Source organism: Prevotella multiformis (genome assembly GCF_018127985.1).
Taxonomy (GTDB): domain Bacteria; phylum Bacteroidota; class Bacteroidia; order Bacteroidales; family Bacteroidaceae; genus Prevotella; species Prevotella multiformis.
Genome location: NZ_CP072357.1, coordinates 1,400,251 through 1,419,114, shown reverse-complemented (window position 1 = coordinate 1,419,114; position 18,864 = coordinate 1,400,251). Strand labels below are relative to the sequence as shown.

14 protein-coding genes are annotated in these 18,864 nt (G+C 55.9%); 7 read left to right on the top strand and 7 right to left on the bottom strand.

Annotated elements, in window-relative coordinates; genetic code table 11:
- Positions 1–4 precede the first annotated feature (4 nt).
- Positions 5–949 (top strand): glycosyltransferase family 2 protein, encoded by a 945-nt coding sequence (locus J4864_RS05600; protein WP_211814026.1) that lies wholly within the window; start codon positions 5–7, stop codon positions 947–949.
- A 14-nt stretch (positions 950–963) separates the two neighbouring features.
- Positions 964–1,371, top strand: coding sequence for a GtrA family protein (locus J4864_RS05595; RefSeq protein WP_007367811.1), 408 nt, complete (start codon positions 964–966; stop codon positions 1,369–1,371).
- A gap of 338 nt (positions 1,372–1,709) precedes the next feature.
- Here the strand turns inward: J4864_RS05595 and J4864_RS05590 are convergent, their stop codons facing one another.
- From J4864_RS05590 to J4864_RS05580, 3 genes are all read right to left on the bottom strand, one after another.
- On the bottom strand, positions 1,710–2,852 hold the full coding sequence (locus J4864_RS05590; RefSeq protein WP_211814025.1) for a glycosyltransferase family 4 protein: 1,143 nt from the start codon (positions 2,850–2,852) through the stop codon (positions 1,710–1,712).
- Positions 2,827–4,026, bottom strand: a complete 1,200-nt coding sequence (locus J4864_RS05585; RefSeq protein WP_040554938.1) for a glycosyltransferase family 87 protein — start codon at positions 4,024–4,026, stop codon at positions 2,827–2,829. Before J4864_RS05585 ends, J4864_RS05590 begins: the two co-directional genes overlap by 26 nt.
- A 117-nt stretch (positions 4,027–4,143) precedes the next feature.
- Positions 4,144–5,304 carry a glycosyltransferase gene (locus tag J4864_RS05580; protein ID WP_211814024.1) on the bottom strand — a complete coding sequence of 387 codons (1,161 nt, stop codon included), beginning with the start codon at positions 5,302–5,304 and terminating at the stop codon, positions 4,144–4,146.
- Positions 5,305–5,476: 172 nt separating this feature from the next.
- Between J4864_RS05580 and J4864_RS05575 the strand changes: the two genes are divergently transcribed.
- Genes J4864_RS05575 through J4864_RS05565 form a run of 3 tightly spaced genes read left to right on the top strand, consistent with a single transcriptional unit; the run spans position 5,477 to position 9,688 of the window.
- Positions 5,477–6,349 (top strand): glycosyltransferase family 2 protein, encoded by an 873-nt coding sequence (locus tag J4864_RS05575; RefSeq protein ID WP_211814023.1) that lies wholly within the window; start codon positions 5,477–5,479, stop codon positions 6,347–6,349.
- A 2-nt stretch (positions 6,350–6,351) separates the two neighbouring features.
- Positions 6,352–7,701: a glycosyltransferase gene (locus J4864_RS05570; protein WP_211814022.1), complete on the top strand. Its 1,350-nt coding sequence runs from the start codon at positions 6,352–6,354 to the stop codon at positions 7,699–7,701.
- Positions 7,702–7,714: 13 nt separating this feature from the next.
- On the top strand, positions 7,715–9,688 hold the full coding sequence (locus J4864_RS05565) for an LTA synthase family protein (RefSeq protein WP_211814021.1): 1,974 nt from the start codon (positions 7,715–7,717) through the stop codon (positions 9,686–9,688).
- A 690-nt stretch (positions 9,689–10,378) separates the two neighbouring features.
- On the opposite strand, the gene J4864_RS05560 is transcribed toward J4864_RS05565, so the two are convergent.
- The 4 genes from J4864_RS05560 to miaB all read right to left on the bottom strand — a co-directional run bounded on the left by J4864_RS05560 (position 10,379) and on the right by miaB (position 16,645).
- Positions 10,379–11,335: a lysophospholipid acyltransferase family protein gene (locus J4864_RS05560; protein ID WP_211814020.1), complete on the bottom strand. Its 957-nt coding sequence runs from the start codon at positions 11,333–11,335 to the stop codon at positions 10,379–10,381.
- A complete protein-coding gene (locus J4864_RS05555) occupies positions 11,335–13,344 on the bottom strand; it encodes an LTA synthase family protein (RefSeq protein WP_211814019.1) in 2,010 nt (669 codons plus the stop codon). The genes J4864_RS05560 and J4864_RS05555 overlap by 1 nt, the downstream gene beginning before the upstream one ends.
- Before the next feature lie 23 nt (positions 13,345–13,367).
- A complete protein-coding gene (locus J4864_RS05550; RefSeq protein WP_211814018.1) occupies positions 13,368–15,227 on the bottom strand; it encodes an ABC transporter ATP-binding protein in 1,860 nt (619 codons plus the stop codon).
- Positions 15,228–15,316: 89 nt separating this feature from the next.
- Positions 15,317–16,645, bottom strand: coding sequence for a tRNA (N6-isopentenyl adenosine(37)-C2)-methylthiotransferase MiaB (gene miaB, locus J4864_RS05545; RefSeq protein WP_007367798.1), 1,329 nt, complete (start codon positions 16,643–16,645; stop codon positions 15,317–15,319).
- A gap of 327 nt (positions 16,646–16,972) precedes the next feature.
- Between miaB and J4864_RS05540 the strand changes: the two genes are divergently transcribed.
- Entirely contained in the window at positions 16,973–18,217 is a 1,245-nt protein-coding gene (locus J4864_RS05540) for a peptidase U32 family protein (RefSeq protein ID WP_211814017.1), read from the top strand.
- A gap of 123 nt (positions 18,218–18,340) precedes the next feature.
- Complete coding sequence (locus tag J4864_RS05535) at positions 18,341–18,757, top strand: SufE family protein (protein ID WP_007367796.1); 417 nt, start codon at positions 18,341–18,343, stop codon at positions 18,755–18,757.
- Positions 18,758–18,864: the final 107 nt, after the last annotated feature.

Genomic DNA, 18,864 nt, shown 5'->3' with positions numbered 1-18,864 from the left:
AGATATGACAAGACTTGCAACCGTCTCTCCCTGCTACAACGAGGAAGAGATTCTGGAACGGTCGGCAGCCCGCCTGACGGAACTCTTCGACGAGCTTGTCCGGGAGAAGAAGATCTCGGACGACTCGGTGATCGTGTTCGTCAATGACGGCAGCCGCGACCGTACATGGGAAATCATCACCCGCCTTCACAGCCGGAATCCCCGCATACGGGGCATCAACCTCGCAAACAACGTGGGGCACCAGAACGCCATCATGGCCGGAATGATGACCGCGAAGGACTGGGCGGATGCCGTCATCACCCTCGATGCCGACCTGCAGGACGATTACAGGACGTGCATTCCGCAGATGGTCGACGACTTCCTGTCCGGCAACGACATCGTCTATGGCGTGAAGGTGTCGCGCAAAGCCGACCCGCTGCTGAAGCGCATGTCGGCGCAGGCCTTCTACCGTCTGCAGGAGAAGATGGGCGTGAACAGCATCTTCAACCATGCCGACTTCCGCCTGATGAGCCGCCGGGCACTGGAGATGCTGGCCGGCTACAAGGAGCGCAACCTCTATCTGCGCGGTCTGATCCCGCTGCTCGGCCTCAAGTCCGCCACTGTCGACGACCACATCAGCGAGCGTGAGGCAGGCCGGTCGAAATACACCCTGCACAAGATGCTCGGGCTGGCACTGGACGGCATCACGTCGTTCTCCGTCAAGCCCATCTACTACGTCATCTATCTGGGCTTCTTCTTCCTGCTCATCAGTCTCGGCATCGGCCTCTACGTCATCCACGCTTTCATCAGTCACACGGAGGTGGCAGGCTGGGCCTCGCTCATCCTCAGCATCTGGCTTGTCGGCGCCATGCTGATGATCTCCATCGGCACAGTGGGGCTTTACATCGCCAAGATCTATGAGGAGGTGAAGCACCGGCCGCTCTACAACATCAGCCAGATACTCGACTAACGCCCGCTCTATCCATGGCAGTACAACACATCAAGGAATTGTGGCAACGGTGGCAGAAGGACTTCTGGCGTGTGTTCCGTTTCGGCATAACGGGTACGCTCTGTTCGCTCATCCATTACGGCATCTACTGTCTCTGCCTGCTCTTCACCAATACGACCCTTGCCTATACGGCGGGTTACGGCGTGGGGCTCGTCTGCAATTATGGGCTGACCACCTACTTCACTTTCCGAGGACGGCCCTCGAAATGCAATGCAGCGGGCTTTGCCGGCAGCCATATTGTCAATTACCTGTTGGAAATCGGCCTGCTCCATCTTTTCCTGTGGACGGGCGTCAGCAAGTGGCTGTCGCCGGTCCTCGTGATGGTGATCGCCGTCCCCATCAACTTCCTTCTGCTCCGGCTTGTCTTCATCAGGAAAGCATAGAAGACCCTTCCGGAATGTCCGTGCCGGCATATCGGGCAACAGACTGATACGGAAAAGACCATTTCATAACGCTCATGACGAGCGATGAAATGGTCTTTTCCGTTCTCTGCCTTTTCAGCTGCCGATAAAAGCCGACAGGCTGCCCGTCTGGCTCTTCCCCACCCTCCTGCACAGCATGTTGCGGAGTCGGAAGTTGATTATCCCCCTCTCCATTATAAGATTCATACCGCGTAAAGGCCGATTGCAAGGAGAAAGGCGGTTGACAGATTCCAATCAGGCAAAAGCAGACATTTACTTTTTCCCTTTCAAAGGAGATGCCTTTTGCTTTTTTTACACTTTTACTTTTTCACCATTAAAAGGGTCTTCTCATAGACGTCCAGGACCTGTGCGGCGACATTCTGATTCTCGAACCGTCTGACGTAATGCCGGCTTCTGCCGACCATCTCCGTACGGTTTTCCATTGCCGTCAGCACGGAGGCAGCCGCCCCTTCGACATCGTCGGGGTCTACATACAGGCAGTCGGGGCCTCCCGCCTCCTCCAGACAGCTGCCCGTGGCGGCCACTACCGGCAGGCCGCTCTGTATGGCCTCGATGACAGGTACGCCGAAGCCTTCGTACCGGGAGGGATAGATGAAGACCTCGGCCTGCCGGTAGACAGCCGGGAGCAGGGTGTTGGGAACACCCTGCAGGAAGTGTATTCGATTGCCAAGAGCCAGTCTTCTGATTTCCGCATCAAGCTGTTTCTGGTATCTCGTCTGCCGGCCTACGATGACGAGATGCAGGTCGGCTGGCAGCTTTGCCATCGCCCGGATGCCCAGGAGGATGTTCTTCCGTACCTCCACGGTACCGACATTCAGCACATAACGCTGCGGAAGCCGGTACTTCCGCCGTGCCTCTTCCAGCAGGTCGGGGCTGACGGGCCGGCTGAAGCGGGCGCTGCAGCTCTGATAGACCAGGTCGATCCTGTCCTCGGGGAAGTCGCCGTAATACAATATGTCACGCTTCGTACACGCACTGATGGCGATGATGCGCGTCGCCTCCCGCAGCATCTTGCGGAACTTCAGCTTATAGAAGAAGGCATCAAGGGCCGGGTAGAACTCCGGATGACGCAGGAAGATAAGGTCGTGGACGGTGACGACACCGGGAATGCCGGCCGCCGACAGCCCTTCCGGCAGCTCTCCCGACAGGCCGTGGTACAGTTCCACCCCATCCCGACAGAGCTCCTTCACCACACCTTTCATGCGCCACCAGTCGCGCTGCAGACGGAAGCGAAGGTGGCTGGGATAGCAGAACCGGACGTTCTCCCTCGGCTGCACCTGGCAGCGGAGGTCGTCGCGCCCGGCATCAGGAGCGTAGAGCCGCAAGGTGGTATCAGGCATGAGCGGTGCCAGGTCGTTGACCAGCGTACGTCCGTAGCTGCCCAGACCTGTTCCGTTTCTTACGATTCGCTTGGCATCATAGCCTATTGTCTTCTTGTTCATGGTCGGTCATCTTTTCGTTTGGGGCATAGTCCTTGAAGCCCAATTCACAGCAGAGCCAGAACCAGAGGATGCTGACCGGCAGGGCACGGAGGGCGTAAGCCTGGATGTAGTCGTGACGTATGTGCTTCGGGAAGAGGTCGCAGTTGCCCATTCCCGACAGTATGAAAACAAATGCCATCAGTGCCGCCGCCCACTTCCCGCGCTTCCAGGGTGCGGCCGTGTACCATATACAGGCACCTGTGAGGGCGATGATATAGCCGCTTGCCTCGCTGCCCGTACTGAAGAGTATCACGAAGAGCAGCACCGAGGCAAGGAGGGTCTCTCGGAAGGCAAGGTACCGGTACTGCCGGCGGCGGAGGTAAGGCAGGGCGAAGAGCACCATGCCCGGGAGGATGAGCCACAGGTCGGAATAGTCCATACTGCCTGTCGTGCGCCGTACCAGACCCAACAGGGAGATGTTCTGTGCAAAGGAATGGATGTTCTCCGTGTTCTTTCCTACGAGGCAGCTGAACCATTCGTGATACTGCCCGACGATGTAGCCGGGTGAGCTGATAGCCATCGGTGCAAGGAAGAGGACGACCGTCCAGACCGCCAGCCAGGCGGCCAGCCGCACCTTGTGGCGTGAGAAGAGGAAGAACGCCAGTCCGACGATACCGTAGATTTTCACCAGCGTCCCCAGCACGATGAAGAAAGCCGCCCATCCTTCATGCTCCTTCTCGATGAGAAAGAACGACGACAGGATGATGGCGGCAATGGCGATGTTGAACTGCTGCATGAACAGTGCCGTCAGCAGCGTAAAGCCGCAGAACCAGTAGATGTACACCTGCTGGCTCTTCCGCAGCCCCGACCAGTAGACCGCCGCAAACAGCCAGCCCGACAGGAACAGGAGCCACAGCAGCATGCCCGCCCACTCCGGGAGAACGGCGAAAGGAGCGATGATCAGGGAGAAAAGAGGGCCGTAATGGTTCACGTCATCATACTCTGCCGGGTAGGCGGCATAGAGCGACGTTCCGTTGACGGTGTGCCAGAACACGCCCTTGAAGATGAGAAAGTTGTTGTGGCTGCGGTGCAGTTTCAGCATTCCCGCCAGCGACAGCACCGTCCACAGTCCCAGCAGCACACGGCGGTCGGTGAGCAGGGGATGGCGCAGGATTCGTTTGATTTTATCATGCATACTCATTCGCATCATTTCATTATATTCCATATAACTTTTCAAAAGGAAAACTTTTCAACAAATATCAAAAAGAGCTACAAGGCATCTTGAAGTCTCCGGTACATCAAGACCAGACCATTAATCCAATAACTCCATGAACTTCTTACCTGTCACTTCAAAGGTGAACAGTCTGCTGTGTTCGGCTCTCCCTTCGGCAATGCGTTCCTGCAATGGTCTGTCGGTGAGAGCTTCGTGCATTGCCTTGGCCAGTGCTCCTGCATCGCACATAGGTACCAGAATGCCTGCCTTGCCGTGGTTGAGGATTTCCTTCGGACCTGTCGGGCAGTCGGAAGCCACGATCATCTTGTCCAGAAGCAGTGCCTCAAGCATTGTCGTGGGCAGCCCCTCAAAGTGGGAACTCTGCACAAACAGGCTGCAACGCTTTGTCCAAGGCAGTGGATTGGACATGAAACCCAGGAAAACAACGTGTTCCTCCACTCCGTTTTCACGTGCTGTCTGCTGCAGCTGTCCTAACGAATCGCCTTTGCCGATGACATACAGCTCCTCCGTATGCCCGTATTCCCTGCGCAGCAGGGCATAGGCTTTGATCAGTGTCGTTACGTCTTTCTGTGTCTCCTCCAGTCGACCAATGCTCAGGATGAACGGCTTTTCAATGCGTCTGTCCGTCACGGGCTGGCTGGCAGCAGCTGTCAGAGCCTCTGTGTTGATGCTGTTGTAGATCAGGCACAGACGGCCCTTCTCGTTGGGGAAGTATTCCTGTGCCTCGTCGAACATGGCCTGGGAGATGGTCACAAGATGGTCATAGTCTCCCGACCGCTTCTGTAACCGGCGGACAGCACGTGGGAACAAGGCTTCATTGGCCCGCAGAGAACAATGATAGAACACGATTTTCCGGCACTTCAACGGCTTCATGAAAGAGCCGAAATAATTGACGAAATCGATGACGGCATCATTCTCATACGACAGTTTCAGCAAGGCATGCTGGATGATGTAAAGCCGGATCGGATTCAGAAACAGCTCGTCCATCAGTTTGTAAGGCTGTTTCAGCCTGTGCATCCAACGCCGCATCAACAGTCGGTTCTTGATGAGATGCACGACTTTGACATCCTTCGGTATGCGGGAATGGAACACCTCCAGGTCGCCCATATCATAACATATCACCAGCGTAATGTTATATTTTCCCGTATTCGAAAGGTTACGTAGATATTCGATGAGAACGGTCTCTGTTCCCCCGTCCAGGAAGAATCCGAACAGGAATGCAATGTTTCTCTTTTCCAAAGCGTATAATTTTATTGGTTAGGTCATGCCGCGGCTGCCTGTCCTCCACCTTGTCCTTATCTGCTGTGGGAAATGCAGGCATACAGCGCAGACGGTTTTACAAATTTAGATAAAAATCCCGAATTATAAGCCAGTTGGAATAAAAAAAGATAGCAATAATATCCTGAAAAAGATGTTCCATGCGTTTTTTATACGGCTATTCTGTGGAGATAATGAATATTTTATTATATTTGCAGCTATGAACGATGCACAACGTATTTCGGTCATCATCAACACCTACAATGCCGAACGGCATCTGGAGGCAGTCATCGAGGCGGTAAAAGACTTCGATGAGATTGTCGTCTGCGACATGGAGAGTACAGACCGGACACTCGACATAGCACGCTCTTACGGTTGCAAGGTCGTCACCTTTCCGAAAGGCGACCTGCGCATCGTGGAGCCGGCACGCCAGTTCGCCATTGACAAGGCCGGTTCGCCTTGGGTGCTGGTGGTCGATGCAGATGAAATCGTCACGCCGGCATTGCGCAAGTACCTCTATGATGCCATCCGGAAGGCCGACTGTCCCGATGCGATTGCCATCCCGCGGAAGAACTACTTCATGGGCAGGATGATGCACAGCAGCTATCCCGACTACATTGTCCGTTTCCTCCGGCGCAGCAAGTGCAGCTGGCCTCCGGTCATCCATGCCGCCCCCAAGGTGGACGGGAACATACGGAAGATTCCGGCATCACGCACGGATCTGGCTTTTGAGCACCTTGCCAATGACAGCGTTGCCGACATCATCCGCAAGAACAACATCTATTCCGATTACGAAGTGCCGCGCCGAAGGCAGAAGAAGTATTGCTGCATGGCACTCGTCTATCGTCCTGTTTTCCGCTTTTTCAAGTCTTATTTCCTCAAACGGGGCTGTCTGGACGGTGTGCCGGGACTGATTCATGCCGTGCTGGATGCCGGCTATCAGTTTTATATTGTGGCAAAATTAAGAGAAGAAAGGCAGTGCGACCCTATGTCTGTAAACACCCGGACATCAGTCCCCGACATCTGATCATGGCAACCATCAATCCCCAACCATCAACCCCCGATACCCCTCTCCGCATCGTCTTCCTCATGTCGCGTTTCCTCGACGGGGGCATCGACACGGTACTGATAGAATATCTCAAGCATCTCTCGGAGAGCGAGGATGTGGAGATCACCCTGGCCATTGCAACGGCGATGGACAGCCTCGAAGTGTTCAGGCGTGAGGTGCCGGCGAACGTGAAGATCGTCTATTTCTCACAGTCGCGCCGCCTGACGCATATCCAGCAAGGACGTGTACTCAAGATGACATCACACCTCGCCAAAGTCTATGACGAGATGGTCAACAACCCCATCAGGCGGTATCGGGCACAGCGGGGCATCGCCCGGCTGGCAAAGACCACCGACCTCTTCATAGACTTCGACTGCTGTGCTTACTCTTTCCTGCGTTCTGTCCGCACAAAGAAGATCGCCTACTTCCACTTCAGCTTCACACAGGCGATGCGGCAGAACCGACATCGCATGAAACGCATCGGCAGGGACCTGAAATATTACGACCATATTGTCACCATCTCGAAGACCATGATGAAGGAGGGATGCCGCCTGTTCCCCTCCCTGAAGGACAAGATGACCGTCATCTACAACGCCAAGAACCCGGAAATCATCCGTCAGAAAGCATCTGTCATACCGGATGACGAACGCATCGGCCGCCCTTATCTCCTGGCGGTGGAAAGGCTGGAAGAGTCGCAGAAAGACCTCACGACACTCCTTGAAGCATACGCCCTGCTGCGCAGCACGTACCATCGGGAGGAATGGCTGTACATCATCGGAAAGGGAAGTTCGGAAGAGGAACTGAAACGGAAGGCCAGGGCACTGGGCATAGCCGACCGCACCGTCTTCCTGGGTTTCTGCGCCAATCCTTATCCGTGGATGCTCCGCAGCAGGCTGCTGGTACACAGTGCGAAGTTCGAGGGACTGCCGACAGTCCTCATCGAAGGGCTTCTGCTCGACAAGCTCATGGTGGCTACCGACTGTCCGACGGGTCCCCGGGAGATTCTCGACGACGGGAAAGCCGGACTGCTTGTCCCGGTAGGCGATGCGGCGGCGTTCGCCCAAGAGACAGACCGGCTGCTCCGCGACACGCAGCTGCAGGCAGCTGTTCTGCAGGGGGTACGCAGCCGCTCGGCCGATTTCACCTTTCAGGCCGTCGACAACAGGCTGCGGAAGCTCATGGGCATCGACCCTTCTGCAGGCGAAAGCAGTCCCGGCGGACAGCTGAAGACCCTGTTCCGCAATCTGAAGACAGACCATCCGCAGTTGCGGCAACCGTCAGGAGCGATGTCCCGCAACCTTGATGGGCAGACCGTCTGCAATGACCGATAATAGATAAAAAACGATGTTCCATAACTTAAAATACCTGTTCAGGCAGGCCGCCCTGACGCTTGCCATCCTGTTCTTCGCACGCATCTGCTTTGCCGTTGCGTTCGTTCCCCTGGATGTCGTCAGCAGCCACCTGTCAGTATTCCCGCATCTGCTTTTCAATGTCCTGCGCTTCGACGTGCAGGTAGTCTGTTACGTGCTGCTGCTCCCCACGGTGCTGACATTCGTCTTCGCCGCCCTCAGGAGACCGTGGACCGACCGCGTGCTGAGCCGTTTCCGCCGCATCTACTTCTCCATCACCAGTATGCTCATTCTGATGATAAGCGGCATAGACCTCGGCTTCTACGCCAATTTCAACAGCCATATCAACCTCACCTTCTTCGATTTCTTCAACGAAGGACCGCTGGGTCTGCTCCAGACCATCTGGGAAGAATACCATTGTGTGTACGAGGCGATCGCCTTCCTCATCGTCCTGCTGCCGGTGCTGTGGTGCATCCGCAGAATCGAAAGAGGCAGTGCGCCATCCGTCCCGGCCGCTTCCCCAGCACCATCAGCCGGCCCGTCTGTCCGTCGCCGCGTCTGTCTGTCGGCTGTTCTCCTGCTTTACATCGCCTTTCTTGTCATCGGACTGCGTGGTTCCGTATGGCGTTTCCCGCTGCAGATAGAAGATACCTTCGTGTCCGACCAGAAGACGTTGAACGACCTTGTGCCGAATGCCGTCTATATGCTCAAGAAGGCTTACAAGGAGAAGAAGGATGCCTTCCGGATGGAAAACACGGCCGACCTGCTGCAACAGTTCCGCTTCAAGAGCCTGCAGGAGGCCCTGGATGTCTACACCGGCGGCAAGGTGAAGATGGAGGGAAAAGACACACTCGCCGCCCTGCAGCACGCACTCTTCGCCGAGGCGGACGACACGATGCGGCTGCCGCAGCCCAACGTGGTCATCATCTACAGCGAGAGCTGGAGCAACTATCTGTTCCATCTGCAGCGGAAGGATGCCGAGATGTACTTCCATCTGCGCCGTCACTTCCATGACGACCTGCTCTTCCGCAACTTCCAGTCGGTGCAGAACGGTACGGTAGCTTCGCTCGAGAACCTCTACGTCTCCACGCCTTATCCGCGTTTCTTCGCTTCGGCCTACCGCTTCCGGCTGCTTCCCACGTCCATCGCGCTGCCTTTCAAGGCCAGCCGTTACACCACGATGTTCATGTCGGGCATGGATGCAGCGTGGGAGAACTGCGCCGAGGCACTGCTCCACCAGCAGTTCGATGCCATGTACGACAAGTTCCATATCCTCAAGGACTACCCCCGCGCCGCATACAACAGCATCGGCGTCTACGATGAATACCTCTTCCAGGCACTGCTGGGACAGCTGGAGAAACCGTCGGCGAAACGCAGGATGATCGCCGTGATGACGACGACGAACCACCCTCCTTTCGAGTTCCCGAGGAATCTGAAGCTCCCGCCGCTGCCGGAATCCATCTACCACAGCAAGTGCTTTGCCGAGCACAACCGCAAGGTGCTGGACAAATACCTCACCGGCTTCCGCTATTATAATAAGGTGCTGGGCGAGTTCCTCGACCGTTTCAAGGCTTCGGCTGCTGCGAAGAACACCATCCTCGTCATTACGGGCGACCACAACGTGCGTTCCATCCTCGACTACGACACGGTAGACAAGCGGTACGAACACTCCGTACCGCTCTACATCTACCTGCCGCCTTACCTGCGCAGACCCGCCTACCGACAGCTCACCTGCCGCTGGGGCAGCCATGACGACATCGTGCCTACGCTGGCTCCCTTTGCTTTCCGCCATACGAGGTATTTCAAGATGGGACGGAACCTGCTGGACACCTCCGCACCCGACGGCATTTATTTCAGTTCCAACGTCGAACAGATGGAGGCGGCACCCGCCTACCGCCGTCAGGCAGAACGGCGCACGGATGCCCGCAACCTCCTGCGGCTGGTATACTTCGGAAAGGTGCTCCGGTAACCGTACGGGCATCTGCCCTTTCACCACCCGATGACAGGAAGCATTTCCTGTCCTGAAAATTTACCCTCTCTTCACAGACGAAGCTCCCGGAAGAACAGTTCCCTCTGCAGACGGGGAAAGACGAACAAGGCACAAGACGGGGAGAGGTGTTGAACCGATTGTAACCCGCTCATTCACAGACAGGTTACATACCGGAAACAAAAAGGTGCTTACTTGCATTGCAAAAGGCTATCAGTTGCAAGGCAAGTAAGCACCACTTGGGATGCTATCAGGCGTTAGTTGGAAGACAGGCAGGGGTCAGTTACCGGACAGGGGGTGATTCCCACCTTTCAAAGGGACATCTGGACGATGGAGAACAGGCGGTTGTCCTGTCTTTGTTGTAAAGTTATTTCACATTCATATCACAAAGACCGGGCAGCCTCTTCCGGACAGGATGGAAACAGAAGACGGAACCGCCTTGCTTCATTTCCCCGATACCATTCGACTCATCAGGGAGTACGCTTGCAGGCAGACAGACGGATGAGCCGCAGACAGGAAATCATCCAAAGCCGTTCAGAAAACAATATGAAAAAGCCCCTTGCACCTGCCTGTAAGGTTACAAAGAAAGCGTATTCTCCGCTTCCGGTACTTTGACGCTTTCCTCCGCAGATATTGACAGAGCATGACGGAAGAGCCTTCTGCGGACCGCCGTCAGAAAATCATTTCCTTTCCTTCCCGTAGGTGTACTTTCCCGTTCACTTCCTCAAAATACTCGTCGAACCGGGCACGTGTCCGCTTCCACCGGTTGTGACTCCAGAGATAAATCTCGGGCTGACGGCGGATCGACTTCTCAAGTTCCCGGAAGTAGAGATCGGTAATCTCGTACTCCGGCAAGGACTTTGTGTCCTCACGGATGATGCGGAACGCACAGTTGTAATGGCCTCGGCGGATGCGTGTCACGTCACCATAGACGAAGACCTGCCGGGTGTGCTTCACGATCCGTTCCGCCCCGGTGAGCACCGGTGTCTCCTGGTTCAGGAACTTTATCCAGTGGTGTATGTTCCACCAGAAGGGTGTCTGGTCAGAGATATAGCCCACGACAACCGGCTTGCCGGCACGTCCGAACTGGATGATCTTGCGCAGAGACTCCTGCATGGGGATGCAGCGTGCGCCGTGCCGCTCGCGTACGAACTTGAAAAGGCGGTCGAAGTATTCGTTTTCCAGAGGGTGGTAGATCTGGCAGCAGACGGAGTCTTCTACCCAGTAGGGCAGTGAGGTAATCCATTCCCAGTTGCCGAGATGTCCCAGATAGATGGCGACGGACCGGCCCTCGGACAGGAGTCTGTTCAGTTCTTCCGTACCCGTGAAGGTCATCCGCTCCATCAGCTGTTCCCGGCTCATGGTCATGAGCTTGAACGTCTCTACGACGTAATCGCAGAACCAGTGGTAGAAACCTTGCTCTATGCGGCGCAGTTCCGCATCGGTCTTCTCGGGAAAGCTGTTCCGGAGGTTCTTTCCTATCACCTTGTGGCGGTATTTCACGATATGCGCCATAATCAGATAGAAGACATCAGAGAACAGGTACAGCACCGGGAAGGGCAGGAGTGCCAGCAGATACCAGAAGCCGTAGGCAAGGAGATAAAGGGTCTTGTAAAAGGCTTTCTTCATTAGAATTGCGGGTTGTTGACCGTGGGATGAAGCCGGTCGTGTACCATCCGGTACATATACTGATAGATGACGGCTTTCAGTTCCTGTTCCATCCTGGCCTGTTCGGGCACGTGTCCGAGGAGGTTGCGGCGCATCAGCGGGTCGGTGACACGGTAGATGGCCTTCGTCTGCCGGCCGTCCCACTGAAGCACGTAGCCGTATCTGACGTACTGGTAGATGCCGTTCAGATAGTTCACCGCCCATGTCTTCTCCGCCGGCGTGTGCAGCAGATCGATGCCGAAGGACAGGTAAGGACCGGCATTATAACCGATGTGGTTCAGCAGTGTCGGCATGATGTCGATCTGCTGTGCCACGCCGTCCACCCGTCCCGGGCATATCTCTCCGGACGGGTCGTATATGATAATAGGTGAGCAGAAACCGCCGATGTCGGTCATGTACTGCTCATGGTCGCTCTGGTTGGTGTGGTCGCTCGTGAGTACGAAGATGGTGTTCTTGAACCAAGGCTGCCTGCTGGCAGAGGCAAAGAACCTGCCGATCGCCATGTCCGTATAGCGGATGCACTTCTGGATAGGGAGGTGCTCCTCCTTGAAGACATCTTTGTATTTCTCCGGTACGACAAAGGGGTCGTGGCTGGAGACGGTGAAGAGAGCGGTCATGAACGGCTGCTTCATCTCGCCCATTTTCGTACAGTAATATTGCAGGAACGGCTCGTCCCAGATGCCCCAGTTGCCGTCGAAGTCCTTGTCGCCGCCGAAGCGGGGATCCTCGTCATAGTCCTGCCGGCCGTAATACTTCTGGAAGCCGATCTTGTTGGCAAAGGCAAGGAACCCCATCGAACCGCGGTTGGCACCATGGAAGAAGGCTGTCTCGTAGCCCCACTTGCTGAGCAGACCGGGCAGACCGGTATAGTCGTTCATCGAAGCCGGCGTGAGGATGAAGGGCTCGCCGAAGCGCGGTATGCTGCAGAGGATGGACGGCATGCCGTCAATGCTCTTCCGTCCGTTGCAGTACGAGAAGCGATAGACGAGGCTTTTGTCGATGAGCCGGTCTACGTTCGGTGTGTATCCCTTGTATTTGCCGCCGAAGAAGTCACGGTTGAAGCCGCCGATGTATTCTCGTCCGAAGCTCTCGACAATCAGGATGACGATGTTCTTCTTGTTCGGAAGGCGTACTCCGGAAGCAGGGTTCGGAGCCTTGTACTGCATCCAGTGGACAGGATTGTAGATTTCACGTGCGGCCGCCAGGGAGGGGAAGTAGTCGGGAACGGCAAAGTCCGACTTGCCTATCGTGCGGATAAGGGCAAAGGGGGTGTTGAGCACCAGGGCGCAGTCTGTCGGCCGTTCCACGTACTGGTTGGCGTTGCTGATGGTGATCGGGCGTACTCCCGACTGCAGGCCGCCCCGGCAACCGGCTACGGTGGCGACAGCGGCAACGGCAAGGCACACAAACAATTGCGCCGCATAGGCCGACCGCTGGCGCAGGCTTTTATAGCTGCTGTGGTCAGTATGCGGCATGACATATAACTTACTGGCAAGCCATAGAACGAAGATGAAAATCAGGATGAGGTACCAGTGGGTGACAGCATTGTGGAACAGGATGCCGGCGATGTTGTTTTCGTTGTCGAACTCACGGAACACGCTGGTCGTGGTGCGGCGCAGGGTGAAAGGGAAATACACCGAATCGGCAAGGTTGATGGCGAGCGACAGGCCATTGACAACCATGAACACCCATTTGCAGATCCTGTGGTAGACCGGGGTTTCCTTTCTCCAAAGCGGGAAAAGCATCAGGACAATGTAGAGGATATGGGTGTAGAAGATGGCTGTCGTATCGAAAAGAAGGCTTCCACGCACCCACGTCCAGAGCGAAGAAGCCGACAGACCTTCAACGAAGTAACCGTAGTTGACAACGAAATAAACCAGCCGCGCCACAAAAAAAATACAGTAGGCCAGCAGCAGGTTAAGCACCAACGCTATCGGCGAACCGTATGTAGACTTCAGTAAACGTTTCATTTGCAATCTTCCTGTTCCTTGTATTATATTTCCTGCATATCGTGCAGTTTCTTGTAATAGCCGTCCAGCGCCATCAGTTCGTCGTGTGTCCCGCGCTCCACGATCTTGCCTTCCTGCATCACGCATATCTCGTCTGCATTCTTGATGGTGGACAGGCGGTGAGCCACGGCGATGGTGGTCCGGGTCTTCATGAGCTTGTAGAGCGCATCCTGCACAAGCCGTTCGCTCTCGGTATCGAGGGCCGACGTGGCTTCGTCCAGGATGAGAATAGGCGGGTTCTTGAGAATGGCACGGGCGATGCTGACACGCTGGCGCTGTCCGCCGGAGAGGCGTCCGCCACGGTCGCCGATGTTGGTGTCGTATCCTTTCTCGCTGTGAAGGATAAATTCGTGGGCGTTGGCAATCTTCGCCGCTTCGACGATGGCCTCGTCCGTGGCATTGACACCGAAGGAGATGTTGTTCTTGAAGCTGTCGTTGAAGAGGATGGCCTCCTGGTTCACGTTGCCGATGAGCTGCCGCAGGTCGTGTACACCCAGGTCCTTGATGTTGATGCCGTCGATGAGTATTTCGCCTTTCTGCACATCATAGTAACGCGGGATAAGGTCGACCAGCGTCGACTTCCCGCTGCCGCTCTGCCCGACCAGTGCGACCGTCTTTCCCTTTGGAATGACGAGGTTGATGTCCTTCAGTACCCATTGAAGCACCGGATTGCCGTCACCGTCCTTTCCGTCGGCATAGGCGAAGCTGACGTGGCGGAACTCGATCTCATGCTGGAACGACTTGATGTGTATGGGGCTTTCGGGATCCTGTATCGCCACTTCCGCCTTGAGTATCTTGTCCACACGCTCCATGGAAGCGAGTCCCTTGGGGATGTTGTAGCCCGCACGGGAGAACTCCTTGAGCGGATTGAGGATGCTGTACAGGATGACAAGATAGTAGATGAAGGTCGGCCCGCTGATGATCGGATACTCTCCCAGGACGAGCGTACCGCCGAACCAGAGCACGACGACGATCATCACCGTTCCGAGGAACTCGCTCATCGGATGTGCCAGCTGCTGGCGGATGTTCACCCGCATGATGTCGTTGCGGTACTGCGAGTTGACCTTGTCAAAACGTTCGTTCATCAGTTCTTCCGCACAGAACGCCTTGATGACCCTCAGTCCTCCCAGGGTCTCTTCCACCTGGCTCATCGTGTCGCTCCACAGTGTCTGCGCCGTGATGCTGTTCTGCTTCAGCTTCCTGCCGACGAATCCCATGAACCAGCCGAAGACGGGTACGAAGATGAGGGTGAAGAGCGTCAGCTGCCAGGAGATGATCAGCAGGGTGGTGAAGTAAATGACGATGAGGACGGGGTTCTTGAAGAGCATGTCGATGGAAGACATGATGGAACCGTCGATCTCCTGTACGTCACCGCTCATGCGGGCGATGATGTCTCCCTTTCTCTCCTCGCTGAAGAATCCCAGTGAAAGGGACGTGATCTTCTCGTAGAGCTGGTTGCGGATGTCTCGTACCACGCCGGTCCGGATGGGGATGATGGAGGCCGATGACAGGAAGTAGGCTCCTGTCTTCAGGAATGTCATGAAGGCAAGCAGCAGTCCGATGCCCAGCAGCACCGTTGTCGGCCCCCAGCTTGTAATGTATATCTGCGTGTAATAGTCGGCATTGTTCGACAGCACCTCTTTGAAGGAACCCTCGCTCCATGCCATGATGCGTGTCGCACCGGTTCCGGCATCCACCTTGAAGAGTATCTGCAGCAGAGGTATGAGCGTTGCAAAGGAGAAGATGTTGAGCAATGCCGACAATATATTGAAGACGATTGACAGTGCAAGGTACTTCTTGTAAGGCGGTACGAACCTACGCAATACGTGTAAAAATTCCCTCATAGGTACTTGAATTAGCCTGTGCAAAAGTAGTTATTAAAAGTAAAACCGCAAAATAGTTCCGTGCTTTTATCCTTATATATAAGCAATGTTTACACTTCTTCACCAAAAAGCGTGGCACTGGTAGACCCTGTGATGCGTACCCGGACCGTCTCGCCGATGTGATGGCTGCCGCGGGCAATGACCACCGCCTTGTTCTGCGGCGTACGTCCCATGAGCTGTTCACGGCTCCGTTTGCCGAAGCGTTCGATGAGAATGTCAAACTCCCTGCCCTCGTCCTTCCTGTTCTGCTCGGCCGAGATCTCCGTCTGGAGACGTATCAACTCGTTCAGACGGCGTATCTTCTCTTCCTCGGGCACATTGTCGGGCAGGTGCCTGGCTGCGTAAGTCCCCGGCCGCTCGGAGTATTTGAACATGAAGGCAGAGTCGAATCCCACCTCACGCATCAGCGAGAGTGTCTGCTGGAAGTCTTCTTCCGTCTCGTTGTGATAGCCGATGAAGATGTCGGTCGTCAGGCCACAGTCCGGGACAAGGCGGCGGATGGCGGCCACCTTCGCCAGATAATCTTCGCGGGTGTACTTGCGGTTCATCAGCTTCAGAACGTTGTTGCTGCCGCTCTGCGCCGGGAAATGGATATGGTGGCAGAGGTTCGGCTCGGCAGCGACGGCCTCGACGATGTCCTCCGTCATGTCTTCCGGATTCGATGTGGTGAACCGCACACGCATATCGGGCACGCTCTGCGCCACCTTGCGGAGCAGTTCGGCGAACGACGTCCCGTTCTCCGGCCGTCTGCCGTTCGGCAGCAGACCGTAGGAGTTGACGTTCTGTCCCAGCAGCGTAACCTCCTTGAAGCCCTTGTCGTGCAGGTCGTGTACCTCCTTCAGGATGCTTTCCACATCGCGCGAACGTTCACGGCCACGGGTGAAGGGCACAATGCAATAATGGCAGAAGTTGTTGCAGCCGCGCATGATGCTCACGAAGCCGGACACCCTGTTGCCGCCGATGCGCTGCGGTACGACATCACGGTAGGTCTCGGTGGTCGACAGCTCGATGTCCATCGCATTCATGCCGTTCTCGCACTGTGCGATCATGTCGGGCAGGTTGAGGTAGGAGTCAGGGCCGCATACCAGGTTGGCATGGTGGTTCTGGATAAGGTCGTCCCGCACACGCTCTGCCATGCACCCCAGCACGCCCAGGATCAGCCCGCGCCCTTTCTTCTGCTCGGCATGCAGGGCTTCCAGCCGGTGGTAGATCTTGTTCTCCGCATTCTCGCGTACAGAACAGGTGTTGAGGAAGATGGCATCAGCCTCCTCCTCATTTTCGCATACGTCGTAGCCGGCCATCTTCATGACGGAGGCCACGACCTCGGAGTCTGCCACGTTCATCTGGCAGCCGTAGGTCTCAATATATAGTTTCTTCATTCTTGTGTTATCTTGCAAATGACCGGCGCAAAGGTACGGAAAATATTGCAGACCGCCGAAGAACCGCCTGACTATTCGACCGTTGGCACGAGGACCGCACACGCCGGAGGGATCTGCATGGGCACCGGCACACCGGCGGAGGCGGCAGGACAGGGACACGCCCTGCCGCCATCATCCCTACTTCAAGAGCCCCTTGGAGGACTTGTATGCAGCCCTCTTCCCGACAGCCGCCCGATCAAAAAGAAGCCGCCGGGCAGGACATTCATCCCCACTGCCTGTGTGCTTTGTCGGATATTTTAAGTAACTTTGCAGCCTTATAACAAGACAATGAACAAGAACAGAAACGAATTCGAGATAATGGCACCTGTCGGCTCCCGCGAGTCGCTGGCAGCCGCCATCCATGCCGGAGCCGACTCCGTGTACTTCGGCATCGGGAAGCTGAATATGCGTTCCCACTCTGCCAACCACTTCACCGTCGACGACCTCAAGGAGATTGCCGGGACGTGCAAGGCACAGGGCATCAAGACCTATCTGACGGTGAATACCGTCATCTACGGCGAAGATATCGAGACGATGCACGGCATCATCGATGCCGCCAAGGCCGCCGGCATCACCGCCGTCATCGCCAGCGACGTGGCGGTGATGATGTATTGCCGGCAGGCGGGCGTAGAGGTACACCTCTCCACGCAGCTGAACATCTCGAACATCGATGCCCTGAAGTTCTATGCACAGTTTGCAGACGTCGCCGTCCTGGCGCGCGAACTGAACATGGAGCAGGTAAAGGAGATACACGGACAGATCCTGGCACGGAACATCTGCGGGCCGATGGGGCAGCCCGTCCGCATCGAGATGTTCTGCCACGGCGCACTCTGCATGGCCATATCGGGCAAGTGTTACATGAGCCTGCACGATGCCAACCGCTCTGCCAACCGGGGCGAATGCGTGCAGATCTGCCGCCGCAGCTACACCGTGACCGACAACGAGACCGGCAACCAGCTGGAGATTGACAACAAGTACATCATGAGCCCGAAAGACCTGAAGACCGTCCGGTTCATCGACCGGATGATGGATGCCGGCGTACGGGTATTCAAGATCGAAGGACGGGCCCGCGGACCGGAATACGTCCATACCGTCGTCACCTGCTACCGTGAAGCCATCGAGAGCGTGCTCGACGGAACGTTCACAGAAGCGAAGAAAGACCTGTGGGACGAACGGCTCTCCACCGTCTTCAACCGCGGTTTCTGGGACGGATACTATCAAGGAAAGAAGATGGGCGAATGGACCCGGGAATACGGCAACAAAGCCACGGAGAAGAAGGTGCTCATCGGTAAAGTGATGAAGTATTTCTCCCGTCTGGGCGTTGCCGAGATCGCCGTAGAGGCCAACACCTTCGCCAAGGGCGACAAGCTCCTCGTCACCGGCAACACCACGGGGGCCATGTTCCTCCATGCCGACGAAATCCGTTACGATCTCAAGCCGGTCGAGAGGGCCGAACAGGGATGGCGGGTGTCGATTCCCGTACCTGACAAGGTGCGGCCGAACGACAAACTGTTCAAGCTGGTCAGAAACTGAGATGGGAAGAGACCCGAGGGAAACGGAGTGAAGACAAACGCATCCCTGGGAACCATTCAGGTATCCCGCCATGGGTTCTGGCTTCTCCCTCCTCCCCCCGGCTCCTTATAAAATAGAAGAACAATGACAATAAACGAAGCACAAGACGCGGTAATCGAAGAGTTTGAAGACTTCACCGACTGGATGGACAAATACCAGATGCTCATCGACTTGGGAAACGAACTGCAACCGCTGGACGAAAAGTACAAGAACGAGCAGAACCTCATTGACGGATGTCAGAGCCGTGTATGGCTGCAATGCGACAACATAGACGGAAAGCTCGCCTTTACAGCCGACTCCGACGCACTGATCACCAAGGGCATCATCGCCCTGCTGATCCGTGTCCTGAACCATCACACACCGCAGGAGATTCTCGATACCGACCTGTATTTCATCGACAGGATCGGACTGCGCCAGCATCTATCACCGACACGCAGCAACGGCCTGCTTTCCATGGTGAAGAGAATCAAGGCATATGCACTGGTCTTCAACATGAAGTAAGCAGAGACAGTCCCTGTCTTCCGCCGCACCCTGTCCCTCTCCTGCACGGGAGAGGAAGGCGGGTCTGCACTTGTCAGATACTACCCTTTTCAACTCATCCCTCCTGT

Excerpts from the sequence above, each read along its gene's own strand:
- J4864_RS05575 (WP_211814023.1), top strand. The coding sequence starts at position 5,477 with ATGTTCCATGCGTTTTTTATACGGCTATTCTGTGGAGATAATGAATAT.
- J4864_RS05590 (WP_211814025.1), bottom strand. The coding sequence starts at position 2,852 with ATGAACAAGAAGACAATAGGCTATGATGCCAAGCGAATCGTAAGAAAC.
- J4864_RS05570 (WP_211814022.1), top strand. The coding sequence starts at position 6,352 with ATGGCAACCATCAATCCCCAACCATCAACCCCCGATACCCCTCTCCGC.
- miaB (WP_007367798.1), bottom strand. The coding sequence starts at position 16,645 with ATGAAGAAACTATATATTGAGACCTACGGCTGCCAGATGAACGTGGCA.
- J4864_RS05560 (WP_211814020.1), bottom strand. The coding sequence starts at position 11,335 with ATGAAGAAAGCCTTTTACAAGACCCTTTATCTCCTTGCCTACGGCTTC.
- J4864_RS05600 (WP_211814026.1), top strand. The coding sequence starts at position 5 with ATGACAAGACTTGCAACCGTCTCTCCCTGCTACAACGAGGAAGAGATT.
- J4864_RS05595 (WP_007367811.1), top strand. The coding sequence starts at position 964 with ATGGCAGTACAACACATCAAGGAATTGTGGCAACGGTGGCAGAAGGAC.
- J4864_RS05550 (WP_211814018.1), bottom strand. The coding sequence starts at position 15,227 with ATGAGGGAATTTTTACACGTATTGCGTAGGTTCGTACCGCCTTACAAG.
- J4864_RS05585 (WP_040554938.1), bottom strand. The coding sequence starts at position 4,026 with ATGCATGATAAAATCAAACGAATCCTGCGCCATCCCCTGCTCACCGAC.
- J4864_RS05540 (WP_211814017.1), top strand. The coding sequence starts at position 16,973 with ATGAACAAGAACAGAAACGAATTCGAGATAATGGCACCTGTCGGCTCC.
- J4864_RS05535 (WP_007367796.1), top strand. The coding sequence starts at position 18,341 with ATGACAATAAACGAAGCACAAGACGCGGTAATCGAAGAGTTTGAAGAC.
- J4864_RS05565 (WP_211814021.1), top strand. The coding sequence starts at position 7,715 with ATGTTCCATAACTTAAAATACCTGTTCAGGCAGGCCGCCCTGACGCTT.
- J4864_RS05555 (WP_211814019.1), bottom strand. The coding sequence starts at position 13,344 with ATGAAACGTTTACTGAAGTCTACATACGGTTCGCCGATAGCGTTGGTG.